The organism is Pukyongiella litopenaei, from assembly GCF_003008555.2.
Classification (GTDB): Bacteria; Pseudomonadota; Alphaproteobacteria; order Rhodobacterales; family Rhodobacteraceae; genus Pukyongiella; species Pukyongiella litopenaei.
Genome location: NZ_CP027665.1, coordinates 1,109,466 through 1,136,187, shown reverse-complemented (window position 1 = coordinate 1,136,187; position 26,722 = coordinate 1,109,466). Strand labels below are relative to the sequence as shown.

The 26,722-nt window shown below is 67.4% G+C and carries 22 protein-coding genes; 12 read left to right on the top strand and 10 right to left on the bottom strand.

All coding sequences use genetic code 11. The features are described from left to right. Positions 1–80: 80 nt before the first annotated feature. Entirely contained in the window at positions 81–1,229 is a 1,149-nt protein-coding gene (locus tag C6Y53_RS05655) for a DUF3095 domain-containing protein (protein ID WP_106471553.1), read from the top strand. A 46-nt stretch (positions 1,230–1,275) separates the two neighbouring features. On the opposite strand, the gene C6Y53_RS05650 is transcribed toward C6Y53_RS05655, so the two are convergent. Next, positions 1,276–2,682: a pyridoxal phosphate-dependent decarboxylase family protein gene (locus C6Y53_RS05650; RefSeq protein WP_106471552.1), complete on the bottom strand. Its 1,407-nt coding sequence runs from the start codon at positions 2,680–2,682 to the stop codon at positions 1,276–1,278. Between the two features lie 231 nt (positions 2,683–2,913). On the opposite strand from C6Y53_RS05650, the gene hpaR reads away from it, so the two are divergent. Further along, positions 2,914–3,348, top strand: a complete 435-nt coding sequence (hpaR, locus tag C6Y53_RS05645) for a homoprotocatechuate degradation operon regulator HpaR (RefSeq protein WP_106471551.1) — start codon at positions 2,914–2,916, stop codon at positions 3,346–3,348. 122 nt (positions 3,349–3,470) lie between these two features. Beyond that, positions 3,471–4,784: an alpha/beta hydrolase family protein gene (locus C6Y53_RS05640; protein ID WP_211299517.1), complete on the top strand. Its 1,314-nt coding sequence runs from the start codon at positions 3,471–3,473 to the stop codon at positions 4,782–4,784. A 63-nt stretch (positions 4,785–4,847) separates the two neighbouring features. Here the strand turns inward: C6Y53_RS05640 and C6Y53_RS05635 are convergent, their stop codons facing one another. The 3 genes from C6Y53_RS05635 to C6Y53_RS05625 form a co-directional block, all read right to left on the bottom strand. Further along, entirely contained in the window at positions 4,848–5,759 is a 912-nt protein-coding gene (locus C6Y53_RS05635; protein ID WP_106471549.1) for an ABC transporter permease, read from the bottom strand. Further along, a complete protein-coding gene (locus C6Y53_RS05630; protein ID WP_106471548.1) occupies positions 5,752–6,759 on the bottom strand; it encodes an ABC transporter permease in 1,008 nt (335 codons plus the stop codon). Before C6Y53_RS05630 ends, C6Y53_RS05635 begins: the two co-directional genes overlap by 8 nt. Positions 6,760–6,844: 85 nt before the next feature. Continuing rightward, positions 6,845–8,554: a peptide ABC transporter substrate-binding protein gene (locus C6Y53_RS05625; RefSeq protein ID WP_106471547.1), complete on the bottom strand. Its 1,710-nt coding sequence runs from the start codon at positions 8,552–8,554 to the stop codon at positions 6,845–6,847. A 251-nt stretch (positions 8,555–8,805) separates the two neighbouring features. Between C6Y53_RS05625 and C6Y53_RS05620 the strand changes: the two genes are divergently transcribed. From C6Y53_RS05620 to C6Y53_RS05605, 4 genes are all read left to right on the top strand, one after another. Further along, positions 8,806–10,626 carry an ABC transporter ATP-binding protein gene (locus C6Y53_RS05620; protein ID WP_106471546.1) on the top strand — a complete coding sequence of 607 codons (1,821 nt, stop codon included), beginning with the start codon at positions 8,806–8,808 and terminating at the stop codon, positions 10,624–10,626. 233 nt (positions 10,627–10,859) lie between these two features. After that, a complete protein-coding gene (locus C6Y53_RS05615) occupies positions 10,860–11,315 on the top strand; it encodes a MarR family winged helix-turn-helix transcriptional regulator (protein WP_211299464.1) in 456 nt (151 codons plus the stop codon). 2 nt (positions 11,316–11,317) lie between these two features. Then, positions 11,318–12,484, top strand: coding sequence for a M20 aminoacylase family protein (locus C6Y53_RS05610; RefSeq protein WP_106471544.1), 1,167 nt, complete (start codon positions 11,318–11,320; stop codon positions 12,482–12,484). Positions 12,485–12,517: 33 nt separating this feature from the next. Then, the gene (locus C6Y53_RS05605) at positions 12,518–13,681 is read left to right on the top strand and encodes a M20 aminoacylase family protein (RefSeq protein WP_106471543.1); all 1,164 of its coding nucleotides are present in this window, start codon (positions 12,518–12,520) and stop codon (positions 13,679–13,681) included. Positions 13,682–13,710: 29 nt separating this feature from the next. On the opposite strand, the gene C6Y53_RS05600 is transcribed toward C6Y53_RS05605, so the two are convergent. The 6 genes from C6Y53_RS05600 to glmU all read right to left on the bottom strand — a co-directional run bounded on the left by C6Y53_RS05600 (position 13,711) and on the right by glmU (position 21,052). After that, positions 13,711–14,754 (bottom strand): glycosyltransferase family 4 protein, encoded by a 1,044-nt coding sequence (locus C6Y53_RS05600; protein WP_106471542.1) that lies wholly within the window; start codon positions 14,752–14,754, stop codon positions 13,711–13,713. After that, positions 14,755–16,056, bottom strand: a complete 1,302-nt coding sequence (locus tag C6Y53_RS05595) for a 3-deoxy-D-manno-octulosonic acid transferase (RefSeq protein ID WP_106471541.1) — start codon at positions 16,054–16,056, stop codon at positions 14,755–14,757. Further along, positions 16,056–17,063 (bottom strand): GTP 3',8-cyclase MoaA, encoded by a 1,008-nt coding sequence (gene moaA, locus C6Y53_RS05590; RefSeq protein ID WP_106471540.1) that lies wholly within the window; start codon positions 17,061–17,063, stop codon positions 16,056–16,058. The genes C6Y53_RS05595 and moaA overlap by 1 nt, the downstream gene beginning before the upstream one ends. A 74-nt stretch (positions 17,064–17,137) precedes the next feature. After that, a complete protein-coding gene (locus C6Y53_RS05585) occupies positions 17,138–17,830 on the bottom strand; it encodes a DNA alkylation repair protein (protein ID WP_106471539.1) in 693 nt (230 codons plus the stop codon). Positions 17,831–17,871: 41 nt separating this feature from the next. Next, positions 17,872–19,695, bottom strand: a complete 1,824-nt coding sequence (gene glmS / locus C6Y53_RS05580) for a glutamine--fructose-6-phosphate transaminase (isomerizing) (protein WP_106471538.1) — start codon at positions 19,693–19,695, stop codon at positions 17,872–17,874. A 1-nt stretch (position 19,696) separates the two neighbouring features. After that, positions 19,697–21,052 carry a bifunctional UDP-N-acetylglucosamine diphosphorylase/glucosamine-1-phosphate N-acetyltransferase GlmU gene (gene glmU, locus C6Y53_RS05575; protein ID WP_106471537.1) on the bottom strand — a complete coding sequence of 452 codons (1,356 nt, stop codon included), beginning with the start codon at positions 21,050–21,052 and terminating at the stop codon, positions 19,697–19,699. A gap of 124 nt (positions 21,053–21,176) precedes the next feature. On the opposite strand from glmU, the gene C6Y53_RS05570 reads away from it, so the two are divergent. The 5 genes from C6Y53_RS05570 (at position 21,177) to C6Y53_RS05550 (ending at position 26,683) form a co-directional block, all read left to right on the top strand. Further along, positions 21,177–21,863, top strand: a complete 687-nt coding sequence (locus C6Y53_RS05570) for an HAD-IA family hydrolase (RefSeq protein ID WP_106471536.1) — start codon at positions 21,177–21,179, stop codon at positions 21,861–21,863. A gap of 31 nt (positions 21,864–21,894) precedes the next feature. Further along, positions 21,895–23,139, top strand: coding sequence for a DegT/DnrJ/EryC1/StrS family aminotransferase (locus C6Y53_RS05565; protein ID WP_106471535.1), 1,245 nt, complete (start codon positions 21,895–21,897; stop codon positions 23,137–23,139). 106 nt (positions 23,140–23,245) lie between these two features. Then, complete coding sequence (locus C6Y53_RS05560) at positions 23,246–24,409, top strand: isovaleryl-CoA dehydrogenase (RefSeq protein ID WP_106471534.1); 1,164 nt, start codon at positions 23,246–23,248, stop codon at positions 24,407–24,409. An 85-nt stretch (positions 24,410–24,494) separates the two neighbouring features. Continuing rightward, positions 24,495–25,001, top strand: coding sequence for a lysozyme inhibitor LprI family protein (locus C6Y53_RS05555; RefSeq protein ID WP_106471533.1), 507 nt, complete (start codon positions 24,495–24,497; stop codon positions 24,999–25,001). A 77-nt stretch (positions 25,002–25,078) separates the two neighbouring features. Next, positions 25,079–26,683: a carboxyl transferase domain-containing protein gene (locus tag C6Y53_RS05550; protein ID WP_106471532.1), complete on the top strand. Its 1,605-nt coding sequence runs from the start codon at positions 25,079–25,081 to the stop codon at positions 26,681–26,683. Positions 26,684–26,722 lie beyond the last annotated feature (39 nt).

Genomic DNA, 26,722 nt, shown 5'->3' with positions numbered 1-26,722 from the left:
GTCCCGCCTGCGTGGCACGGGACTGCCGGTCGCGCAAGGCCCGGCATCGTCCTGCGCCGATCCCGGTGCTAGGATGCGGCATGGACGCCGCGCCCGACACATCCGGTTTCTACGAGAACCTGCCATTGCAGGATCGCTTCGCGGTGCTGGCCGATCCCGGCGCCTATGCCCCGTTGCCGGATGACTGGCACCTGGGGGTCGCGGATGTGGAGAACTCGACCGGCGCGGTGGCCGATGGCCGCTACAAGACCGTGAACATGGTCGGCGGCGCGGTGATCTCCGCGCAGATCAACGGGATGCGCGAGCGTATCTTTCCGTTTGTGTTCGGCGGTGACGGGGCGGGGTTCGCCTGCGCGCCGGGGCAGATTGCGAGGGCGGGCCGGGCGCTGGCGGCGGTGCGCTGCTGGGCGCGCGAGGAATTTTCGCTGACCCTGCGGGTGGCGCTGGTTCCCGTCCGCGACATACGCGCCGCCGGGCATGACGTGGCCGTGGCGCGGTACCGGGTATCGCCGGGGGCGGAGTATGCCATGTTTTCCGGCGGCGGGCTCAGCTGGGCCGAGGGCCAGATGAAACAGGGTCTTTATGCGCTGCCCGAGGCCGCGCCCGGCACTGTCCCCGACCTGACCGGGCTGTCCTGCCGCTGGTCCGACATGGCCGCCCGCAACGGAACCATCCTGTCGCTGGTGGTCTTGCCCGAGGGGCGTGCCGGGCCCGCGTTCGCGCGGCTGGCCGCGCGGATCCTGGGCATCGCGGACCGGCTCGACCGGGGCGGACACCCGGTGCCGGCGCAGGGTCCGCGCAACCGCTGGCCCAACCCGGGCAACCGGCTCGAGGCCCATGCCTCGCGCGCGGGCCGGTCGCTGATGCGCCGCCGCCTGTCGCTGCTGGGGCGCACGCTGCCCGCCTGGTTCCTGTTCCGCTCGGGCATCCGGCTGGGCCGGTTCGACCCGCGCCATTATGCGGCGATGACCGGTGCCAATGCCGATTACCGCAAGTTCGATGACGGGTTGAAGATGACGCTCGACAGCGATCGCGCGACGGTGTCGGCGCTGCGCGACCTGCTGGACCGGGCGCGGGCTGACGGTGTCGCCCGCTACGGGATGTGCGAACAGGATGCCGCGATGATGACCTGCATCGTGCCTTCGCCCCTGCGCGACGATCATGTCCATTTCATCGACGGCGCCGCCGGTGGATACACCGCCGCCGCGGCGGCGCTGAAGCGCGGCTGATCCACCCCGGCGGCCCGGTTTCGCGCCCCAGGGTTGCGGCCCTGCGTCAGCGCCGCGCCAGTTCGGTGATGGTGTCAAAGGCGGTATCGACATCGGATCGGGTGGCATCGAACGCGCCGACCTGCAGCCGGATCGCCACGGCGCCGTCGACCCGCGTCTGCGTCAGGTAGATCCGCCCGTCATCGTTGATCGCCTCGACCAGCGCCAGGTTCAGCGCGTCGGGATCGGCGGCGCCGGGCGGGACGTGGCGAAAGGTGAACAGCGACCACATCGGCGGGGTGACGATCTCGAAATCGGGTTCCGCCGCCAGCCGGTCATGCAGCCCGCGCGCCCAGGCGACATGGTTGCGGATACGCGCGCGCAGCCCCTCCAGCCCGAAGGCCCGGATCAGGAACCACAGCTTGAGCGCCCGGAACCGGCGGCCCAGTGGCACCGACCATTCGGAATAGTTCACGATCCCGTCCCTGCCTTGGGTCTTCAGGTATTCCGGGCTGATCGCCAGCGTGCGCACCAGCGCGTCCGGGTCGCGCAGGTAATGCGCTGCGCAGTCGAACGGCACGCCCAGCCATTTATGCGGGTTGAACACCAGCGAATCCGCCTGCTCGACCCCGGCCCATATCGGCCGGAACTCGGGGCAGATCATCGCCGAACCGGCCCAGGCGGCATCCACATGGGTATAGAGCCCGTGCCGCCGGGCCACCGCGATGCAGTCCGCCACGGGATCGGTGGCGCCGGTGCTCGTGCCGCCCACGCAGAGGATCACGCCGGCCGGTTGCAGCCCGGCGGCCTTGTCGGCGATGATCGCCTCTTCCAGTGCCAGCGGGTCGATGCCGCGCCGGTCGCCCCGGCTGGCTATGCGCACCAGGTTCGCGTCGCCGATACCCGCCACCCAGACCGCCCGGTCGATCGATGTATGAACCTCGCGGGACGCATAGACGCGCAGCGGGATCTGCCCGGCCAGGCCTGCGCTGTTGCCGGACCAGTCCAGCGCCCGTTCGCGCATGGTCAGCACCGCCGCCAGCGTGGCCGAGGACGCGCTGTCCTGGATCACCCCGGCGAACCCGTCCGGCAGGCCGATGGCCTGGCGCAGCCAGTCCATCATCCGGGTTTCCATCTCGGTTGCGGCCGGCGAGGTCTGCCACAACATGCATTGCGGGGCGATGGCGGCGACCAGGAACTCGGCCAGCACCGCCGGCGCGGCGGCGTTGGAGTTGAAATAGGCAAAGAAGCGCGGATGCTGCCAATGGGTGATCCCCGGCATCACGATGCGCTCGAAATCGGCAAACACCGTCTCCATGTCCTCGGGGCTCTCGGGCGGCGTTTCGGGCAGGGCATCCAGCACCTCGCCGGGCCGTGTCCGCGCCCGCACCGGCAGATCGCCCACGGTGCGGCGATACTCCTGTGCCCAGTCGGCGGCGCGGCGCCCCCAGGCGGCGAAATCGTCCCATTCCATGGCTGGTCCTCCGGTCAGACGCAGGGCCCATGCGCCTGTGGTCCGAGTTCACCCGGATCATGCCCGTTCCGGACGCATCGGTAAAGCGCGGCAGGCGGGGCAGGTTGCCGGAGCCCGTGGCGTGGCATCGGCGATCTGCGGGGCCTCGGTCGCGGCGTCGCTGCGGATCGCGGCCGGGACTGGTGGGTTTCCCTGATTGCGCTTGGCGGCATCGGACGGCAAAACTGGAACATGGTTTACAAACTTCCCTCGACCGCGCGTTCCCTGCCCATCGCCCTGCTGCGTGCCCGCGAAAGGGTGATGGGACCGATCCGCGCCATGCTGGCCGATGCCGGCGTGACCGAACAGCAATGGCGGGTCCTGCGTATCCTGCAGGAAAACGGTCCGATGGAACCGACCCGGATCGCCGAGCTTGCCTGCCTGTTGCTGCCCAGCCTGACGCGCATCCTGCAGAAGCTCGAGGAAAAGGAGCTGATCCACCGCGCCCGCGACGCCGGGGACCGGCGCAAGCAGGTGATCAGCGTGAGCCCGGATGGCGAGGCCCTGATACTGGCCAATCTCGATACCAGCATCGCGTTGATCCAGCGGGTGCGCGACAGGATGGGCGCGGATCGCTACGAGGCGTTGCTGGACCTGCTGAACGATCTGGACCGCGACGACAAGTGACGACCCGTGGCCCCGGCGCGGGGGCGCGCTCGGGCTGTCACCAAAACATCATCCTTCTTTCCGCCATTGGCCGTGTTAGTCAGGGGACGCATATTCGGGGAGAGGAGATTGCAATGAACTGGATGAAAGCCGTGGTTGCGGCGGCGGCGATGGCCGGGGCAACCGCCGCGGGGGCCGAGAACCGTATCGACCGGCAGCGTGCCGATGCGCCTGAACTGTCCGCCTATGGCGAACACGCCATCGGTGTGCGGACGCTGGAACTGGTCAACCCGGATCAGGTGGACATCCTGTCCATCGACCCGGCCGCCGCCCCGCCTGACGAACTGCCGCGCTATGACCGGCCATTGCCGGTCGAGGTCTGGTACCCCGCCGGGGCGGGCGCGACCGGCGCGCAATCGATGCGCGTGTTCCTGCGCGATGGCAAGACCGAGGCCGAGATCGTCGGGCAGGCGGTGCGCGACGCCGAACCCGACCGGTCGGGGGCGCCCTATCCACTGGTTCTGGTCAGCCACGGCTATCCGGGCAACCGGTTCCTGCTGTCCCACCTGGCCGAGAACCTGGCGTCCAAGGGTTATGTGGTCGCGTCGATCGACCATACCGATTCCACCTATCGCACCCAGGCGGCCTTCGGGTCGACTTTGGTGAACCGTTCGCTCGACCAGGTCTTCGTGCTGAACGAAATGGCGCGGCTGTCGAGCGACGGGGCATCGTTCCTGAACGGTCTCGTCGATGCCGGCAATGCCGGGTTGATCGGCTATTCGATGGGAGCCTACGGCGCGGTGATCACCGCCGGCGGCGGGGTGACGCAGGCCAGCATCGAGTATCCGTGGGGGGCGCCGCACGGCACGCTGGCGATCCACAAGGCCGGCAGCGACAGCCACGAGGCGCTGCCCGACCCGCGGATCAGGACCGCCATCGCCTTTGCGCCCTGGGGCATGAATACCGGGTTCTGGGATGCCGGCGGGCTGGCGGGTATCCGCATCCCGATGCTGTTCGTCGCGGGGTCGGTCGATGATGTCTCGGGCTATGAAAACGGCACCCGCGCGATCTGGCAGGGGGCGACGGGCGTGGACCGGGCGCTGCTGACCTATGACAACGCCAATCACAATGCCGGCGCGCCGATGCCCGCCCCCGCCGAGGCCGACAAGGTCGATGCGGATCTGGGCTGGAACCTGACCGGGCATTATTCGGATGCGGTCTGGGACAGCGTGAAGATGAACAACATCGCCCAGCATTTCGCCACCGCCTGGTTGGGAAAATACCTCAAGGGTGACGACGGCATGGAGGCCTATCTCGACCTGGTGCCGCAATCCAATGACGGGGTGAGCGCGCTGAACGACGACGGCACGCCCAAGCCCGAACACAGCCACTGGCACGGTTTCGAGGATCGCAGTGCCAAGGGGTTGCGGTTCGAACGGCTCAAGGCCGGGGAATAGCCCGGTCCCGGCGGGCGCTGGCCGGTATTCTGGCCAGCGTCTTGGCCGGTGTTCTTGCCAGCGTCAGCGCCCGCGAATGCGCGGGTCCAGCGCGTCGCGCAACCCGTCGCCCAGGTAATTCACGCTCAGCACCGTCAGCGAGATCGCCATGCCGGGCCAGAACACCCGCTCGGGATACTGCTGCAGGTAATCGGTGGCGTCGAACAGCAGCCGCCCCCAGGTCGGAAAGTCAGGCGGGAATCCGAGGCCGAGAAACGACAGCGCGCTTTCGGTGATGATCGCCGTGGCGATGCCCAGTGTCGCCGAGACCATGATCGGGGACAGCACGTTGGGCAGGATATGCCGGGTGATCATCTTGGAATTGGTGGTGCCGATCGACCGGGCGGCCAGCACGAATTCGCGTTCCTTCAGCGCCAGCACGTCGCCGCGCACGATCCGCGCGGTCGGCATCCAGCTGGTGATGCCGATCGAGGCGACGATCAGGATGAAGATCCCCTGTTCCGGGCCGAAAGCCGCGTTCAGCGGTTCGCGGAACAGCAGCATCATCACCAGCAGCAGCGGCAGCAGCGGCAGCGCCAGGAACAGATCGGTCAGCCGCATCAGCGGCCCGTCGAAGCGCCGGAAATACCCGGCCAGCACCCCGACGAATGACCCCAGGAACAGCGCCAGCAGCATCGCGGTGATGCCCACCGAGACCGAGGTCGCGCCGCCGGCCATCATCCGCGCCAGCATGTCGCGCCCCAGCTGGTCGGTGCCGAAGGGATGCGCCAGGCTGGGCGCCTGGTTGCGGGCGCGGATGTCGATCAGCGTCGGGTCGATGGTCCAGAACCAGGGGCCGACATAGACCGCCAGCACGATCACCATGAACAGGATGCCGCCGATCAGCGCGCCCTTGTGGGTCTTGAACTGGTCCCAGACATCCAGCCACTGGCTGCGCGGCGGGTTGGCGGGGCCGGGAGTGGTCAGCTCAGTCATAGCGGATCCTCGGATCGAGCACGCCATAGAGAACGTCGGCGATCAGGTTGAACAGCACGATCAGCACCGCGAAGATAAAGGTCAGCGTCTGCACCATCGGCAGGTCGTTGGCCTGGATCGCGCCGATCAGCAGCTGGCCGATCCCGTTCACCTTGAACACCTGCTCGGTGATGATCGCGCCGCCGAAGATCGCCGGTATCCCCAGCGCGATCACCGTGATTACCGGGATCATCGAGTTGCGCAGCACATGCACCATGACCACCATGTATTCGCTGATCCCCTTGGCGCGGGCGGTGCGCACATAGTCCTGGTTCAGGTTGTCCAGCATCGAGGCGCGCATGAAGCGCGACAATTGCGCGGTGATCTGCAGCGCCAGCACCATCACCGGCATGATCATCTGTTTCAGCTGCACGACGAAACTGTCCCAGTCGGTGACCTGGTGGGTGGTGTCGTAGATCGACGGGAACCAGCCCAGCTGGACCGAAAAGATCACGATCACCAGCACGCCGGAAAAAAACGGCGGGACCGAGAATCCCACCATCGACACGAAGGTGCCGAGCTGGTCGAACCATGAATACTGGCGGTAGGCGGAATAGATGCCGATCGGCAGCGCGATGATGATGGCGACCACATAGGCGGTCCCGACCACCCACAGGGTCTGCGGAATGCGCTGGATCACGATGTCCATGACCGGGCTGCGGGTCTGCCAGGAAATCACCCGCAGGTCGCCCTGCGAAAAACCGGTGCCGAAATAATGATCGATCAGAACCTGCGGTTCGATCCAGAAAAACTGCACGATCCATTTCCAGAACCGGATATGCAGCGGTTGCCCCAGTCCCAGCGCCTCGCGCATCTTTTCCTTGACTTCGGGGGGGACCGTCAGTGGCACCTGCGCCATCGGATCGCCGGGGGCCAGTTCCAGCAGCAGGAAGATCACCAGGCTGATGAACAGCAACGTCGGAACGGCCAGGACAAGGCGTCGGACGGTGAAAGTCAGCATATTTGGGTGCGCCTTGTGGTTGTTGTTGTTCTACAAAGGCAGGTGCCCTGTCCCGGCCAACGGGTGACCGGGACAGGGCCAGAGGTTACGAACCTTCGAGGCGGTACCAGTCCGCCGCGTTCCACAATTCGCTGTCCCACACGTTCAGGATCACGCCGCCAAGCGTGTTGGAATGGGCCGAAACCCGGCCGCGATCCACGAGCGGCAACATGCTGTAGCTGTCCTTGGTCAGCATGTCGTTCAGCTTCTTGGCGATTTCGCCGCGCTTCTCCAGCTCGCCCGTGCGGCCGAGTTCGGCCACCAACTCGTCATAGGCGGGATCGCAATAGCGGTTGATGTTCTCGCCCTGCCACTGGGTATCGGGGCTGGGGAACTTGTCGCAGGTGCGCTGCGCCAGATAGCTTTCGGGATCGGTGCCGTCGAAGTTGTTGGCATACATCTCGACATCGGCATAGAACCGCTGGAACGTATCCGGGCTGCCCGGATCGCCACCGAAGAAGACCGAACCCGAAATGTTGCGCAGTTCGGTTTCGACGCCGATCTCGCTCCACCACTGCTTGATCAGCGCCTGGAAATCCTGGCGCACGGCATTGGTCGAGGTCTGGTAGAGGATCTTCAGCGGAACGCCATCCTTCTCGCGGATGCCGTCACCGTCGGTATCGACGACGCCGGCCTCATCCAGCAGCGCGTTGGCGCCGGCGATGTCCTGGCCGATGCAGTCGGTATTGTCGCTGGCATAGAGCTCGGGCGCGGGCACCACATTGCAGGTCGGCCGGCCGGCCTGGCCATAGCCGATTTCCACCAGCAATTCGCGGTCGATCGCCATCGACAAAGCCTTGCGCACCTTCAGGTCGGACAGGAACGGGTGCGGTGCCTTGGCCGTGGACCGTTCACCCTCGGGCAGGTCCGGCGAGGGGTTGGTCAGGTTGAGCTCGATCCGCTCGACCAGCGTGCCGAAGGCGGCGATCGGCGTGCCGCGGCCCGCTTCGGCCATCTTGGCGATCACCTCGGGGGCAAGCTGCAGGTTCCAGGCATAGTCATATTCGCCGGTTTCCATCACCGCGCGCCCCGCCGCCGTCGCATCGCCGCCGCCCTTGAAGGTCAGCGTCGCAAAGGCGGGCTTGTCCGGGTCCCGGTAGTTGGGGTTGGCGGACATGGTAATCACGTCATTGGGCTTGAATTCGTCGACCACGAACGGGCCGGTGCCGATCGGGTTGAAGTTGGCCTCGGTGCATTCCGGGGCCTTGGGGCCCAGGCAGTCTGCGAATTGCGCGGCCTGGATGATCGGGGACTGGCCGCCCATGAACGGGCCGTAGGGCACCGGCTTGGGTTCGGAGAACGTGACCTTCACGGTCAGGTCGTCGACGATGTCGACGCTGCTCACCCCTTCGAACTTGGCCAGCTGGGCGCAACCGCCTTCGGGATGCATGCAGTAATCGGCGGTGAATTTCACGTCAGCCGAGGTGACCGCCGAGCCGTCGGACCATTTCAGCCCTTCTTTCAGCTTCCAGGTGATCGAGGTGAGATCCTCGGAAACGCCGCCATTCTCGATCGTCGGGATCGACTCGGCCAGAAACGGCACCAGCGCGCCGGTTTCGTCGTAGCGGCCCAGCGGTTCGATCACCAGCGACGCTGATTCGATGTCCTTGGTGCCGGACGACAGATACGGGTTCAGGATCGACGGGGCCTGCCAGTAGATGATGCTGACATTGCCGTCGGAACCGCGTTCGGCCATAGCGGCAGGGGCCAGGGCAGCGGTCGCAACCGCACCTAGCAATAGGGCTTTGGGTCTCATCTTCCTCTCCATGTTGGACACGTCTGCGTGCCAATTTGCACCCGCGCTCTGACGGGTTTGTGGTGCCGGTCCGGGATCATGGCGTCAAAGAAGCGCCGAGCCCCCAACTCGGTGGTGCGGTATCGAAACAGAGTTTTTGAAAAAAGCAAGCCTTGTGGTGGAATTCATTAACATCGAGCAACCGTAGGGTTTGACATGACGCAGGCCCGCGCCTTAGCGTTCGCCCCCGTGGACCCTACTCGGAGGCGCAGGTGCTGGACCAATCGATAGCTCAGATCAGGGAATTGCGCGTCGAGTTCCAGACCAAGGACGGGCCGGTCGTCGGGGTCGAGGACGTATCCTTCGAGATCTGCCCCGGTGAAACGGTCTGTATCGTCGGGGAATCGGGGTCGGGAAAATCGGTGTCGTCGCTGTCGCTGATGCGGCTGGTCGAATTCGGCGGCGGCGAGATCGTCAACGGCAGGCTGCTGTTCGACCGCCGCGACGGGGGCGAAACCGATCTCGCCAAGGCCGACCAGGACCTGATGCGCCACATTCGCGGCAACGAGATCGGCATGATCTTCCAGGAGCCGATGACCGCGCTGAACCCGGTGTTCACCGTCGGGCGGCAACTGACCGAGGGGCTGCGCGTGCACAAGGGCATGAGCCGGCGCCAGGCCGAGGACCGCGCGCTCGACCTGTTGCGGCAGGTGCGCATTCCTGAACCCGAACGGCGGCTGAAACAATATCCGCACGAATTGTCGGGCGGGATGCGCCAGCGCGTGGTGATCGCGATGGCGATGGCCTGCGAACCCCGGCTGCTGATCGCGGACGAACCGACCACCGCGCTCGACGTGACCATCCAGGCCGAGATTCTCGCGCTGATGGACCGGCTGAAGCGCGAAACCGGCACCGCGGTGATGTTCATCACCCATGACATGGCGGTGGTCGCGCAGATGGCCGACCGGGTGGTGGTGATGTTCCGCGGCAACAAGGTCGAGGAAGGCACGGTCGAAGAGATCTTCGAGAACCCGCAGCACGACTATACCCGTTCGCTGCTGGCGGCGGTGCCCAAGCTGGGCGAGATGCGCGGCAAGGCCAATCCCGAACCGATGAAGCTGATGGGGGTCGAGGGGCAGAACCTGCAACCGATCCCGGGCACCGATGACGAGATCCTGAAGGTGCGCAACCTGACCACGCGGTTCGCGGTCAAGGGCGGGTTCTTTCGCCGCACCGTGGCCTGGGTTCACGCGGTCGAGGACATCTCGTTCTCGCTCAATCGCGGCCAGACCCTCAGCCTCGTGGGCGAATCGGGATGCGGCAAATCCACCGCGGGCCGGTCGATCCTGCGGCTGGTCGAACCGATGTCGGGCCAGATCGAACTGGACGGCGTCGATGTGATGGCGCTCGACAACCCGGCGCTGCGCAAGGCGCGGCTGGACATGCAGATGATCTTTCAGGATCCGTTCGCGTCGCTCAATCCGCAGATGCAGCTGCTGGACCAGGTGGCCGAACCGATGCGCAACTATGGCATCGCCACGGGGTCCGAACTGCATGACCGGGTGGCGACCCTGTTCGACCGGGTGCACCTGCCGCGCAGCTTCATGCGCCGTTACCCGCACGAGATGTCCGGCGGCCAGCGCCAGCGCATCGCGATCGCCCGCGCGCTGGCGCTGAACCCCAAGCTGATCATCGCCGACGAGGCGGTGTCGGCGCTGGATGTGTCGGTGCAGGCGCAGGTGCTGAACCTGATGATGGAGCTCCAGGCCGATCTGCAGCTGTCGTTCCTGTTCATCAGCCATGACATGGCGGTGGTCGAACGGGTCAGTCACCATGTCGGCGTGATGTATCTGGGCCGGATCGTCGAGCTCGGCCCCCGGTCGCGGGTGTTCGAGAACCCGCAGCACCCCTATACGCAGGCGCTGATGAAGGCGGTTCCGATCGCCGACCCGCACAAGCGGAAATCGGAGCGGGACCTGAACTTCAAGCCGATCCCGTCGCCGATCCATCTGCGCGGCTACCGGGCGGCGCCCAGCGAATACCGCGAGGTCGAACCGGGGCACCTGATCCTGACCACCGACAGCGGCTATTGACGGCGGGCGGCCAGAACCGCGCCACCGGCCGGCGGTTCCGTGCGCGGGTCCCCTGCCGGATGGGCGGTGAGGCGCCGATCCGGCCGTTGGCAGCCTTTCGTCGCGACTTTGTGCTTTGACCTCAACCGGGAAATCCCGGAGATTTATCCTTAATGAACAAGGATGACGAGGCCGCAACGGCCATATACGCTGAACTCAATCTTGGTGCGTTGCTCCAGGTGGCAGGCCGTTTGATGACCGAGCAGCTCGAGGCCGTCGCTCAGCAGAGCGACCTGGCCGCCGGACATCTCAGCCTGTTGGGGGCGGTGTGCCGGTTTCCGGGCCTGGGCCAGCACGCCTATTCCGAGATATTGGCGATCAACGACGCAACGCTGGGACGCTATGTCGACCGGCTGCTTCGGCAGGGGTTGGTCGACCGCCGAAGATCGAAACAGGACCGCCGCGCGGTCAGGATCTTCGAAACGCCCGCCGGGCGCGAATGTTTCCTGTCGGCCTCCCGCCAGTTGGAGGAAATGCTGGTCGACACGCGCCGGACCTTGCCCGAAGGTATCTATGAACAGTTGGCCGACCACCTGCGGCTGTTGATTGCAGCAGGGGTGCAGAACCTGCCCGATGTCGGGGATCTGAACCGGGGCAGGGTGCTCGCCGCCGGCCACCGGGATGAGGACGATGCAGGAAACGAGGACTGACCATGCCCGTAAGAAACCGGTTTGCCGAGCTTCAGGACGAAATCACCGCCTGGCGCCGGGACATTCACGAAAATCCGGAACTTCTGTTCGAAACCCACCGCACCAGTGCTCTGGTGGCAGGCAAGCTGCGCGAATTCGGCTGCGACGAGATCACCGAGGGCATAGGGCGCACCGGCGTCGTCGGCGTGATCCGGGGCCGGTCCGATACTTCCGGCAAGGTGATCGGGCTGCGCGCCGACATGGACGCGCTGCCGATCCTCGAGGCGACCGGGCTCGACTATGCCTCGAAAACCCCCGGCGCGATGCATGCCTGCGGCCATGACGGGCACACGGCGATGCTGCTGGGGGCTGCGAAATACCTGGCCGAGACGCGCAATTTCGACGGCACGGCGGTGGTGATCTTCCAGCCCGCCGAGGAAGGCGGCGCGGGCGGCAAGGAGATGGTCGATGACGGGATGATGGACCGCTGGGGCATCCAGGAGGTCTATGGCATGCACAACATGCCGGGCCTGCCGGTGGGGCAGTTCGCGATCCGTTCTGGGCCGCTGCAGGCCTCGTCCGACGAATTCGAGATCGTGGTGACCGGGCGCGGCGGTCACGCCGCGGTGCCGCATGAGGCGGTGGACACGACGCTGGCCGCGGCGCATGTCGTGGTCGCGCTGCAGAGCATCGTGGCGCGCAACGTGGATCCGCTGAAGCGGGTCGTGCTCACCGTCGCCACGTTCGAATCCGACAGCGATGCGTCGAATATCATTGCCCATACGGTGCGAATGAAGGGCACCGTGCGCACGCTCGATCCCGAATGGCGCGACCTGGCCGAAACCCGCATCCGCCGGGTCGCCGGGGATATCGCCTCGGCCTTTGGCGCGCAGGCCGAACTGATCTGGGAGCCGGGTTACCCGGTCACGGTCAACTGGCCCGAACAGACCGCCCATGCCGTCGAGGCGGCGCGGGCCGTGACCGGCAATGTCGATGATGCGACCGACCCGATCATGCCGTCCGAAGATTTCTCCTATATGCTTGAAGCGCGACCCGGTGCCTATATGTTCGTCGGCAATGGCGACACGCCGATGTGTCACCATCCGGCCTATAACTTCGACGATGCCACGATCCCGATCGGGTGCAGCTGGTTCGCCGAACTGGTCGAGCGGCGGATGCCGGCGGCCTGAACGCCCCGGCCAAATCTCAGGAAAGGACTGACCATGCCGGTCAAGAACCGATTTGCCGAGCTTCAGGACGAAATCACCGCCTGGCGCCGGGACATTCACGAAAACCCGGAACTACTGTTCGAAACCCACCGCACCAGCACGCTGGTGGCGGACAAGCTGCGCGAATTCGGCTGCGACGAGATCACTGAAGGAATCGGGCGCACCGGGGTCGTCGGCGTGATCCGGGGCCGGTCCGATACCTCCGGCAAGGTGATTGGCCTGCGCGCCGACATGGACGCGCTGCCGATCCTCGAGGCGACCGGGCTCGACTATGCCTCGAAGACCCCCGGCGCGATGCATGCCTGCGGCCATGACGGGCACACGGCGATGCTGCTGGGGGCGGCACGCTACCTGGCCGAGACGCGCAATTTCGACGGCACGGTCGTGGTGATCTTCCAGCCCGCCGAAGAAGGCGGCGGCGGCGGCAAGGAGATGTGCGACGACGGCATGATGGACCGCTGGGGTATCCAGGAGGTCTATGGCATGCACAACTGGCCGGGCCTGCCGGCGGGCCAGTTCGCGATCCGTCCGGGGCCGTTCTTTGCCGCGACCGATCAGTTCGACATCCATTTCGAGGGCCGGGGCGGTCATGCCGCCAAGCCGCATGATACCGTCGACACCACGGTGATGGCATCGCAGGCGGTGCTCGCCCTGCAGACCATTTCCAGCCGCAACGCCGATCCGGTCGACCAGGTGGTGGTGTCGGTGACATCGTTCGAAACCTCGTCCAAGGCGTTCAACGTGATCCCGCAGAAGGTGCATCTGAAGGGCACCGTGCGCACCATGAGCAAAGAGATGCGGGCCCTGGCCGAACGCCGAATCAAGGATATCTGCGCCGGTGTCGCCGCCACCTTTGGCGGCAGCGTCGAGGTGGCCTATCACAAGGGCTATCCGGTGATGGCCAACCACCCCGAGCAGACAAGCTTCGCCGCGGAAGTGGCCCAGTCGGTGGCGGGCAATTGCGACGAGGCGCCGCTGGTGATGGGGGGCGAGGATTTCGCCTTCATGCTCGAGGAACGCCCCGGCGCCTATGTGCTGGTCGGCAATGGCGACACCGCGATGGTTCATCACCCGGAATACAACTTCAATGACGACGTGATCCCCGCCGGCTGTTCCTGGTGGGCCGAGATCGTCGAACGGCGGATGCCCGCGGCCTGACGCGGCCACCGCCACGCGGTCCCGGCCGGTCAGGACCCGGCCAGGACCTGTTCATAGACCGCCTCGATGCCCGCCGCCTCGGCGGCGGCGCTGAAACCGGCGACGGCGGTGTCGCGGGCCGCGGCGGCGGCCCCGACGTGGCGGTGCGGTTCACGCAGCAGGGCGCTGGCCGCTGCCGCGGCCTCCGCCGCGGCCTCGACCGGCACCACGGTCCCGCACCGTCCCTGGGCTGAAAACGCGCGGTAGAACCCGGTATCGCTGCCCACGAAGGGCACGCCGCTGGCCATGCCTTCCAGCGGCGCCATGCCATAGCCCTCATAGCGCGGCAATTGCATCACCAGCGACAGCGCCCGCATCAGTTCGGGCAGTTTCGCGGCCGGGATCTCGCCGGGAAACAGGATCCGGTCGGTCAGGCCGGCCGAGGCGACCTGGGTTTTCAGCGTGTCGAGAAATCCGCGATGTTCACGCGCGGCGCGGCCCAGCACCAGCGCTGTGGCGCCGGGCAGGCCGGGCAGCAGCCGCACCATCGCCTCGACGAACAGGTCGGTGCCCTTTTCCGGCCGGACACGGCCGATCGTGGCGATGCCCAGATCGCCGCCATAGCCTGTTGCCCGCCAGGCGGCGGCGCGATCGGGCGCGGGGACGAACAGCTCCGTGTCGACGCCATGCGGCACCACGGCGCGCACGTTCGGGACATGGGCGGCGGCCTCGTCGGTGGTGGCGATCACCGCGTCCATGCGCGAGATCAGCCAGCGCGGCCATGCCGAATGGCGGCGCTGCGCCGCCGAGGTGAAAACGATGCGGATCGGCAGGCGCAGCATGTCGCGGGCCCAGATCGCCGTCTGCATCTCGGGATTGCGGCGGACATGCCAGATGGCAAAGGGCCGGCCCGGCGGCGGGGTGCGCGACAGCCGGCGGGCCTGCGCGGCCGGGATCGGCGCGGGGCAGCCGGGCAGCGGATGCCCGACCAGCCGCAGGTCATGGGCCAGTGCCTGCTGGCGGATCACATTGGCCGCCGTGGCCGAAACACCGGTGAAGTTGCGGTTGAAGTTGGTGACGTAGAGATCGGGCATTCAGCCCTCCAGCCCCAGCGCGGCGCAGAGCCGGTCGGCCACCGCATCCACCGCCGCGCCCCGGGCGCGGGCAAAGCTGCGCGCGGCATCGCGGGCGGCGGCCAGGGCTGTCGGATCGTCGAGCCAGAGCGCCACCTGCCGGGCCAGGTCCGCGCCATCGGTGACCAGCGCCACGCCGCCCGCCGCGGCGAGCCCCGCATAGGCGTCGGCGGCGTTTTCGCGATGCGGGCCACAGGCCAGCGCGCAGCCCGACATGGCCGGTTCGAACGGGTTGTGACCGCCCTTCGGCACCAGCGATGCCCCCAGAAAGACGATCGGGGCCAGCGCATACCAGGTGCCGGTTTCGCCCATCGTGTCGGCCAGGTAGACCTGCGTGCCGACACCGGGCCTCTCGCCCCGGCTGCGCCGCGCGAGCGCAAACCCCGCATCCCGCAACAGCGCCTCGACCTCGTCGCCGCGCTCCGGGTGGCGCGGGGCCAGCAGCAGGCAGAGATCGGGGCGGGCTTCCAGCAGGCGGCGATGGGCGTCCAGCACCGCCGGTTCCTCGCCCTGGTGGGTCGAACTGCCGATCCAGACCGGACGCCCGCCGAGCGCGGCCCGCATCTCGGCCAGCGTATCCGCATCCACCGGCGGCGGCGCGGCCGCGGATTTCAGGTTGCCGCCCACATGGGTTCGCGCGGGGTCGGCCCCCATCGCGATCAGGTCGTCGGCGGTCCGGCGTGTCTGCGCGAACAGGACGCTGAAACGGTCGAGGACGAACCGCGCCGTATCGGGCCATTTGCGCCAGCCCTGCACCGATTTGGCCGACAGCCGCGCATTCAGCAGCGCCAGCCTGACCCCGCGCCTGTGCCCGATCACCAGCATGTTGGGCCAGATCTCGCTTTCCACGAAGATGCCCGCATCGGGACGCCAGTGATCGTAGAACCGCGTCAGCGGCCCGGCCGCGTCGAGCGGCGCGAACTGGTGGCGGCATCGCGGCGGCATCCGCCCGGCGATCATCTCGGCCGATGTGGCGGTGCCCGAGGTGATCAGGAACTCGGTGTCCGGCAGCCGTTCGCCCATGCGGTGGATCAGCGTCAGCACCGACAGGCTTTCCCCGACCGAGGCGGCGTGAAACCAGACCAGCCGCCCCAGCGGCCGGTCGAGGCTGGCATGGCCGAGCCGTTCCTGCATCCGCTCGGGCGGCACGCCATGGGCGCGCAGCTTGCGCGACACGCTGGCCCAGGCCAGCGGCGCCAGCAGCGCCGAGGCGCCGCGATAGATGCGATAGAGCGGCGTGGGCGCGGGGGCGTCTGCGGACATCAGCCGCCCGTGTGGCTCATGTGCCGGGACATCTGGCCGTCGAGCTTTTGCCGGGAATAGTCGAAATCATGGCCCTTGGGCTTCAGCGCGATGGCGGCGCGGATCGCGTCGACCAGCGGCGCATCGTCATCGGGATGGGCCCGCAGGGGTGCGCGCAGGTCGGCCCGGTCTTCCTGCCCCAGACACATGTAGAGTTCCCCGGTGCAGGTCAGCCGCACGCGGTTGCAGCTTTCGCAGAAATTGTGGGACAGCGGCGTGATGAAGCCGATCTTCTGCCCGGTTTCCTCCAGCCGCACATAGCGCGCCGGCCCGCCCGAGCGTTCGGCGAGATCGGTCACGGTATAGCGGGCGTCATAGGCGGCGCGCACCTCCCTGAGCGACCAGTATTGTCCCAGCCGGTTCTCGTTGCCGATATCGCCCATCGGCATCACCTCGATCCAGGTCAGGTCCATGTCGCGTTCGGCGCACCATTCGGTCATGCGCGGCAGTTCGGCCTCGTTGAAGCCACGAAGCGCCACCGCGTTGATCTTGATCCGCAACCCGGCCCTCTGCGCGGCGTCGATGCCGCGCATCACCTGCGGCAGGCGGCCCCAGCGGGTGATGTCGGCAAATTTCGCCTCGTCCAGCGTGTCGAGCGAGATGTTGATCCGGCGCACGCCCGCGTCGGCCAGCTGGTCGGCAAAACGTTCCAGCTGCGACCCGTTGGTGGTCAGGGTCAGTTCCTGCAGCGCGCCGCTGTCCAGGTGGCGGGTCATCGCCCGGAAAAAGGTCATGATGTCCTTGCGCACCAGCGGTTCGCCCCCGGTGATCCGCAGTTTCCGCACCCCCAGCCCGACAAAGGCGGAACACATGCGGTCGAGCTCCTCCAGCGTCAGCAGGTCGCGCTTTGGCAGGAAGGTCATGTTTTCCGACATGCAATAGACGCAGCGGAAATCGCATCGGTCGGTGACCGAGACGCGCAGATAGGTAATGGCGCGTGCAAAAGGGTCTATGAGCGGCGCGGACATGGGACATTGGTAATCGCGGGGCGCCGGGGCGGCAAGCGAAAGCGCCGGGGCTCACGGGGATTCGTCCGCGCGGGTCAGCCGGTCAGGTATTTCGCCGCCTCGCGCCGGGCAAAGGGTTTCATCGCCGCGCCATGGGCGTCGAGAAACCCGCGCACGCGGTCGGGGTTGCGTTTCGACAGGTCGCGCAGCCACCACGCGACCGATTTCTGAATGAACCAGTCGCGGCCGCGTTCGGGATCCGCCACATAGGCGGCGGCCCAGCCGAGGATGCGGTCGCGCCGGGCCAGATCGTCGGGCTTGGGGTTGTTCATCTTGGCCCAGGGCAGGGTGATCACCAGCGCCGCCCGGCGGGTCCACATGTGGTCCGACCCGGTCCAGGACTCGACGGTATCGAGTCGCGCCGGATCGGCGAGCAGCCGTTTCTGTCCGGCCATGCAGGCGTGATCGGCAATCGCCCAGCTGTCGAAATCCGGCACCCAGCTTTCGATCAAGGCCCAGGCGGCGGCGTCGGGGCGGATACGGGCCTGGGTCAGCAGCTTGGCGGCGGCGATCCGGGCCTCGAAGATGTCGGTTTGCCAGAGCGCATGGGCCAGCGCGACGCGGGCCTCGACGCCGAGCTGCTGCCGCCAGGCCTTGGTGATCTCGTTCAGCGCGGGGTTGGGGATGCCGAGAACCTCGCGGCTCTGCTTGTGGTACTTCGCCTGGCCCTCGGCGCGGCCGGGTTCGATACGCGCCCTGAGCGCGGACAGCGCCTCGTCCGGTGTCATCGCGCGTCCGCCCCGTCGATCATGGCGCCTGGCCCGGCCATCTATTCCACCGTCACCGACTTGGCCAGGTTGCGCGGCTGGTCGACATCGGTGCCCTTGGCCACGGCGGTGTGATAGGCCAGCAGCTGCGCCGGGATCGCGTAGAGGATCGGCGACAGGACCGGATGAACCTGCGGCATCCGGATCGCCGACCAGACGCCATCGCCCGCCCCGGCGATGCCGGCATCATCCGACACCAGCACGATCTTGCCCTTGCGCGCCATCACCTCCTGCATGTTCGACACCGTCTTGTCGAACAGCGCGTCGCGCGGGGCGAACACCACCACCGGCATGTGTTTGTCGATCAGGGCGATGGGGCCGTGCTTCAGTTCGCCCGATGCATAAGCTTCGGCATGTATATAGCTGATTTCCTTGAGTTTTAGCGCCCCTTCAAGCGCCAGCGGATACATCAGCCCCCGGCCCAGGAACAGCACGTCGCGGGCTTCGCTCAGGCGCCGGGCGGCGCGGCGGATCGCCTTGCCCTGGTCCAGCGCGAGGTTGATGGCCGCGGGCAGCCCCCGTAGCGCGGAGATGGTGTCGGCCACCTCGACCTCGCCCAGACGGCCCCGGTCGGCGGCGGCCTTGATCGCCAGCATCAGCAGCACCGAAAGCTGGCAGGTGAACGCCTTGGTCGAGGCGACGCCGATCTCGGTTCCGGCGAGGATCGGCAGCGCCAGGTCGCTTTCCCTCGCGATCGAGCTTTCGGGCACGTTGACCACCGACAGGATGCGATCGGCCTTGTCCCGGCAATAGCGCAGCGCGGCCAGCGTGTCGGCGGTTTCACCTGACTGGCTGACGAAGATCGCGGTGGTGCGCGGCGTGACCGGGGGTTCGCGATAGCGGAACTCGGAGGCGATATCGACCTCGACCGGCAGCCCGGCCAGTTGTTCGAACCAGTATTTCGCGGTCAGGCAGGCGTAATAGGCCGTGCCGCAGGCCACCATCACCAGCCGCTCGACATCGGCGAAATCGACCGTGTCTCCGGGCAGCTGCACCGATTGCGCACCGGCGGGCAGGTAATGGGCGACCGCCGCGCCGATCACCGCGGGCTGTTCGGCGATTTCCTTGGCCATGAAATGCTTGTGCCCGGCCTTGTCGACGCTGGTCTGATCCAGCCGGATCCGTTTCGCGGGCCGGTTGGCCAACTGTCCGTTCTCGTCGCGGATCTCGACCCCCGTGCGGGTGACCACGGCGCGGTCGCCTTCCTCGAGATAGGTGATCCTGTCGGTCAGCGGCGCCAGCGCGATGGCGTCCGATCCCACGAACATCTCGCCGTCGCCATGGCCGATGGCCAGCGGCGATCCCTTGCGGGCGGCGACGATCAGGTCCTCTTCGCCGTCAAAGAGGAACGCGAGCGCAAAGGCGCCGTCGAGCCGGTCGAGCGTGCGGAAGGCGGCGGTGACCGGATCGTCACCCTGCGCCATGTGGTGTTCGGTCAGCAGCGCCACGGTTTCGGTGTCGGTTTCGGTGGTGAACCCGATGCCGGCCCCGGCCAGTTCGGCGCGCAGGTCGCGATAATTCTCGATGATGCCGTTATGCACCACGGCGACGCGGCCGGCCCGGTGCGGGTGGGCGTTGGCCACCGACGGTTCGCCATGGGTGGCCCAGCGGGTGTGGCCGATGCCGGATTTGCCGGGCAGGGGGTCATGCACCAGCAGGTCGGACAGGTTCACCAGCTTGCCCACGGCGCGGCGGCGGCTCAGCCGGCCCTCGTCCACGGTGGCGATGCCGGCGCTGTCATAGCCCCGGTATTCCAGCCGTTTCAGCGCCTCGACAAGGATGGGGGCCACTTCGTGATGGCCCAGAACACCGACAATCCCACACATATCAACCTGTCTCCTGGTCGCGGCGGGCTTTCTTGGCCCGCAACATTTCCATCAGCCGGATCGCGCGGCCCGGCTTGTTCTGCTGCGGCGTCCGCGCCATCGCCAGCGCGCCGTCCTCGACATCCGCGGTGATGACGGCGCCGCTGGCGGTCATCGCCCGGTTGCCCACGGTGACGGGCGCCACCAGCATCGTATCCGAGCCGATGAAGGCGTCGGCGCCGATGGTGGTGCGGTGCTTCATCACGCCGTCGTAGTTGCAGGTGATGGTGCCGGCGCCGATATTGGCGCGTTCCCCGACGCTCGCGTCGCCGACATAGCTCAGGTGGTTGACCTTGGCGCCGGCGGCGATCTCGGAATTCTTGATCTCGACGAAATTGCCGACCTTGACGTTCTCGGCCAGCTCTGCGCCGGGGCGCAGCCGGGTGAACGGCCCGATCTCGGCGCCGCGGCTGACATGGCAGTGTTCGAGATGGGTGAACGGGTGGATCAGCGCCCCGGTTTCCACCGTCACGCCGGGTCCGAACACCACGTTCTGTTCGATCACCGCGTCTCGGCCGATCACGGTGTCATGGGACAGGAACACCGTCTCGGGCGCCAGCAGGGTCACCCCGGCGTCGAGCAGCGCCGCGCGGGCGCGGCGCTGGAACACCGCCTCGGCGGTGGCCAGGTCGGCGCGCGAATTCACGCCCATCGTCTCAACCTCGTCGCAGGTGACGGCGGTGGCGGACAGGCCGCGTTCACGCGCCAGCGCCACGATGTCGGTGAGGTAGTATTCGCCCGAGGCATTGTCGTTGCCGACCCCCGCGATCAGGTCGAACAGCGTGGCCGCGTCGCAGGCCAGCACCCCGCTGTTGCACAGCGTGATGGCGCGTTCCTCGTCGGTGGCGTCCTTGAATTCGACGATCCGGTCGAGCCTGTCGCCATCGGTGACCAGCCGGCCGTAGCGGCCGGGATCGGCGGCGTCGAACCCCAGGATCACGATGTCATGCGTCGCCCGGGCCGCGACCATGCTGTCCAGCGTCTCGGGCCGGATGAACGGGGTGTCGCCATAGAGCACGACCACGTCGCCGTCGAAATCCTTCAGCGCGTCGCGGGCCTGGTCGACCGCGTGGGCGGTGCCCTTGCGCTCGGTCTGGATCACCACATGGGCATCGCCGTCGATCTCATGCGCGGCATCCGCCACCGCGTCGGCGCCATGGCCCATCACCACCACGGTGCGATCCGGCGACAGCGTCGCGCCCGCCCGCATCGCATGGGCCAGCAGCGGCGCGTGGGCGACCCTGTGCAGAACCTTGGGCAGGTCCGATTTCATCCGCGTCCCCTGGCCGGCGGCGAGGATGACAAGAGCAACGGGCATCGCGAATTCCTTTGTGTTTCGTCGCGCTCCGTTTTATCCGCTAACAGGCCCGGCGCAAGGCGAAGGGCGTTCAAAACAGATTGCGGCCTGAAATGCGGCCGGGCAACAGGGCAGGGGGGCCGCGATGCGCACCGTGATTTTCGACCTTGACGGAACGCTGGCGGATACCTCGGGCGATCTGATCGCGGCGGCCAATGCCTGTTTTCGCCGGATGGGCGAGGGCGATGTGCTGGATGCGGGCCGTGACGCGGCGGTGGCGCTGCGCGGCGGGCGGATGATGCTCACCCACGGGCTGAAGCGGCTGGGCCGGTTCGATGCCGGGGTCGTCGACCGGTTCTATCCGGTGCTGCTCGACGCCTATGCGCAGGCGATCGACACCCATACGACATTTTATCCCGGCGCGCTCGCGGCGGTGGCGGAACTGCGCGCGCGCGGCTATGGCGTCGGTATCTGCACCAACAAGCCCGAGGCGCTGGCGCAGCAGTTGCTGGAAAATCTCGGCGTGCGCGAGGCGTTCGATTCGCTGGTCGGCGCCGATACGCTGCCGGTGCGCAAACCCGACCCCGCGCCCCTGCGCGAGGCGGCGCGGCGGGCCGGCGGCGATCCGGCGCGCTGCCTGCTGGTCGGCGACAGCGACACCGACCGCGACACCGCGCGTGCGGCGGGCGTGCCATCGGTGCTGGTCAGTTTCGGCCCGGCGGGCGATGACATGGCGGCGCTCGACCCCGAGGCGCTGCTGACCCATTTCGATCATCTGCCGGACCTGGCGGACCGCCTGCTCGGGCGCAACCGGGCCGCCGCCGGGGCTTGACCCGCCACCGCGCCGGACCCACAAACGGGTCATGACCGAACGGTTCGCAGAAAAGTCCGCCGAGGTGTTCTCGGGCAGTTTCACCCAGCAGGAGCCGATCCCCGACGAGGCGATCGAGGCGGCGCTGGCGGTGCTGCGCCACGGGCGGCTGCACCGCTACAACCTGGCCGATGGCGAGGCGGGCGAAACCGCGTTGCTGGAACAGGACTTTGCCGCGATGACCGGCGCGCGCTATTGCCTGGCGGTGGCGTCGGGCGGCTATGCCCTGGCCACGGCGCTGCGCGCGCTGGGGGTGCGCCCGGGCGATGCGGTGCTGACCAACGCGTTCACGCTCGCCCCGGTGCCGGGCGCGATTGCCAGCCTGGGCGCCCGGCCCGTTTTCGTGGGCGTCACCGATGATCTGACCATCGACCTCGATGACCTGTCGGCCAAGGCGGGGCAGGCGGGGGTTCTGCTGCTCAGCCACATGCGCGGCCATATCTGCGACATGGACCGGCTGATGGAGATCTGCACCGGCGCCGGGCTGCGGGTGATCGAGGATTGCGCCCATACCATGGGCGCGGCCTGGAACGGGGTGCCGTCGGGCCGCCATGGCGACGTGGCCTGTTATTCCTGCCAGACCTACAAGCATGTCAATTCCGGCGAGGGCGGGTTGCTGATCACCGATGACGAGGACATCGCCGCCCGCGCGGTGATGCTGTCGGGCAGCTACATGCTCTATGAACGTCACCTCGCCGCACCCGCACCCGGCGCGTTCGCGGGGATCCGGCTCGAGACCCCCAACATCTCGGGGCGCATGGACAACCTGCGCGCCGCCATCCTGCGCCCGCAACTGCGCGCGCTGCCCGGACAGGTGGACCGCTGGAATGCCCGCTACCGGGTGCTGGAAGACGGTTTGCGCGGCACGCCGGGGCTCGCCGTGATCGAACGGCCGGAGGCGGAAACGCCGGTCGGGTCGTCGTTCCAGTTCCTGCTGCCGGGCTGGTCCGCCGACGCGGTCGGGCAGGTGCTGGAGCGCTGCGCCGCGCGCGGGGTCGAACTGAAATGGTTCGGCGCCCCCGAACCGCACGGGTTCACCTCGCGTTACGATCACTGGCGCTATGCCGAGGCGCCGCCGATGCCCGCGACCGACCGGGTGCTGGCGGGGCTGCTGGACATGCGCGTGCCGCTGACCTTTAGCATCGGGGATTGCGCGCAGATCGCCCGCATCATCCGCGACGTGGTCACATCGGCCCATAATTCCGCCGGTATCCCGGGTGCAGGTCGGCCGCTGTGACAGCGTGGTGCGCGGCGCGATGTGCAGCCTGGGGTTTTCGGTGTTGATGAGAATCACTTGGCGCGTTATATGAACACTTGTTCAATAAATCCGGAGGGAGAGGCCGATGTTCAACGCCAGCATGCAGTTCGACCTGGGCGAGGATGTGAACGCGCTGCGCGAGATGGTGCATCGCTGGGCGCAGGAACGGGTCAAGCCGCTGGCCGCCGGGATCGACAGCACCAATGCGTTTCCCAATGAGCTCTGGAAGGAAATGGGCGATCTGGGCCTGCTGGGGATCACCGTGCCCGAGGAATATGGCGGCGCGGGCATGTCCTATCTCGCGCATGTGATCGCGGTCGAGGAAATCGCGCGGGCCTCGGCCAGCGTATCGCTCAGCTACGGCGCCCATTCCAACCTCTGTGTCAACCAGATCAAGCTGAACGGCACCGATGAACAGAAACGGAAATACCTGCCCGGCCTGATCTCGGGCGATCATGTCGGCGCGCTGGCCATGTCCGAGGCCGGTGCCGGTTCCGACGTGGTGTCGATGAAGCTGCGCGCCGAGAAGCGTAACGACCACTACCGGCTCAACGGCAACAAATACTGGATCACCAACGGCCCCGACGCCGATACGCTGGTGGTCTATGCCAAGACCGATCCCGAGGCGGGCAGCAAGGGCATCACCGCCTTCCTGATCGAAAAGCAGTTCACCGGGTTCTCGACCTCGCCCCATTTCGACAAGCTGGGGATGCGGGGGTCGAACACGGCCGAACTGATCTTTGCGGATGTCGAGGTGCCGTTCGACAACGTGCTGGGCGCCGAGGGCAAGGGTGTGGCGGTGCTGATGTCGGGCCTGGATTACGAACGGGTGGTGCTGGCCGGGATCGGCACCGGGATCATCGCCGCCTGTCTCGACGAAATCATGCCCTACCTGTCCGAGCGCAAGCAGTTCGGCAAGCCGATCGGGTCGTTCCAGCTGATGCAGGGCAAGATCGCCGACATGTATGCGGCGATGAACTCGGCGCGGGCCTATATCTACGAAGTGGCGAAGGCCTGCGATCGGGGGGACGTGACCCGCCAGGACGCGGCGGCCTGCTGTCTCTATGCCTCCGAGGCGGCGATGACCCAGGCGCATCAGGCGGTGCAGGCCATGGGCGGCGCCGGGTTCCTGAACGATGCCCCGGTCGCCCGCATCTTCCGCGATGCCAAGCTGATGGAGATCGGCGCCGGCACCTCGGAAATTCGCCGGATGCTGGTTGGCCGCGAACTGATGGGTTCGATGGGATGAAACCGGCCGGCGCCATCACCGCGCTGATGGCGTGTCGTGCCGTCCCGGTGGCGGCGCGGCGCATGATCCAACCGAGGGATTGGCAATGATGTATGGACGGCTCTATCCCGTGATTGTCTGTCTGGCGGCGGCTCCGGCGCTGGCGCAGGATATTTCCTGGTCGGTCGAGGATACCGAACGCTGCCTCGCCAGCGCCAAGGATCCGATGTTCGAAACGATGTGCATCGGGGCCTCGGCCGATACCTGCATGGAAACACCCGGCGGCGGCACCACGGCCGGGTCGGGCTATTGCCTGGAACAGGAACTGCTCTACTGGGACGACCGCCTGAACGCCGCCTACCGGGACCTGATGGACCGGGCCCGCGCCAGCGATGCCGAAAACACGGCCTCCGGCGCCAGCGGCCCCGGGATCGCCCCGGCGCTGCAGCGGATGCAGCAGGCCTGGATCGTCTTTCGCGACGCGGCCTGCGATTTCGAGAGCGCGCTGTGGTCCGGGGGCACCGGCGCCGGTCCGGCGCTCCATGCCTGCCTGATGAACCGCACCGGCCAGCAGGCGCTGGCGCTCGAACAGGGCGCATGGCTGGGCGACTAGGCGATGCGGCGGGCGCGGCTGGACGTGCCCGGTGAGGAAACCAACGGCCGCGCCGCGGCGGAAACGGAGGCTGCACAGTGAAACTCGCATCCAGGGCCATCACCACCTCGGAAGGGTTCAGGGCCAACCGGGCCGCCCATCTCGAAGCGTTGGAAACCATTGCCACCGCGGCCCGGCAGGCCGCGCTGGGCGGCGGTGACAAGGCGCGCGACCGCCATCTGTCGCGGGGCAAGATGCTGCCGCGCGAACGGGTGGCCAACCTGCTCGATCCCGGTGCGCCGTTCCTGGAAATCGGCGCCACCGCGGCCCATGGCATGTATGACGGCGCCGCCCCCTGCGCGGGCGTGATCGCGGGGATCGGCCGGGTGCAGGGCCGCGAGGTCATGGTGGTCTGCAACGACGCCACCGTGAAGGGCGGCACCTACTACCCGACGACGGTCAAGAAACACCTGCGGGCGCAGGAGATCGCCGAAACCAACCGGCTGCCCTGCATCTACCTGGTCGACAGCGGCGGCGCCAACCTGCCCAACCAGGACGAGGTTTTCCCCGACCGCGACCATTTCGGGCGCATCTTCTACAACCAGGCCAACATGTCCGCCAGGGGCATTCCGCAGATCGCCGTGGTCATGGGCTCCTGCACCGCCGGCGGCGCCTATGTGCCGGCAATGTCGGACGTGACCATCATCGTGCGCGAACAGGGGACAATCTTTCTGGCCGGCCCGCCGCTAGTCAAGGCCGCCACCGGCGAGGTGGTCAGCGCCGAGGATCTCGGCGGCGGCGACGTGCATACGCGCCTGTCCGGCGTGGCCGACTACCTGGCCGAGGATGACGCCCACGCGCTGGCGCTGGCGCGGCGCGCGGTTGCCTCGCTGAATATCGCCAGGCCGGACACGGTGCAGTGGGAAACGCCCGAACCGCCCGCCTATGACCCCGAGGAAATCCTCGGCGTGGTGCCTGCCGACCTGCGCACGCCCTACGACATCCGCGAGGTGATCGCCCGCGTGGTGGACGGGTCGCGGTTCGACGAATTCAAACCGCGCTTCGGCGAAACGCTGGTGACCGGCTTTGCCCACCTGCGCGGCTGCCCGGTCGGGATCGTCGCCAACAACGGCGTGCTGTTCTCGGAATCCGCCCAGAAGGGCGCGCATTTCATCGAACTGTGCAGCCAGCGCGGCATCCCGCTGGTGTTTCTGCAGAACATCACCGGCTTCATGGTCGGCAAACGCTACGAAAACGAAGGCATCGCGCGGCACGGGGCCAAGATGGTCACCGCCGTCGCCACCACCAGCGTGCCCAAGATCACCCTGCTGGTCGGCGGATCGTTCGGCGCGGGCAATTACGGCATGGCCGGGCGCGCCTATTCGCCCCGCTTCCTGTGGACCTGGCCCAATTCGCGGATCTCGGTGATGGGCGGCGAACAGGCCGCCGGCGTGCTGGCCACGGTCCGGCGCGACGGGATCGAACGGCAGGGCGGCACCTGGTCGGCCGAGGACGAGGCAGAATTCAAGCGCCCGACGCTGGAGATGTTCGACCACCAGTCGCACCCGCTCTACGCCTCGGCCCGGCTCTGGGATGACGGCGTGATCGACCCCCGCCGCACCCGCGACGTGCTGGCATTGTCGCTTTCGGCGGCGCTGAACGCACCGATTGAACCCACCCGTTTCGGCGTATTCCGGATGTGATCCTTTCCTCTTGCCGAAAATATCCCCGGGGGTCCGGGG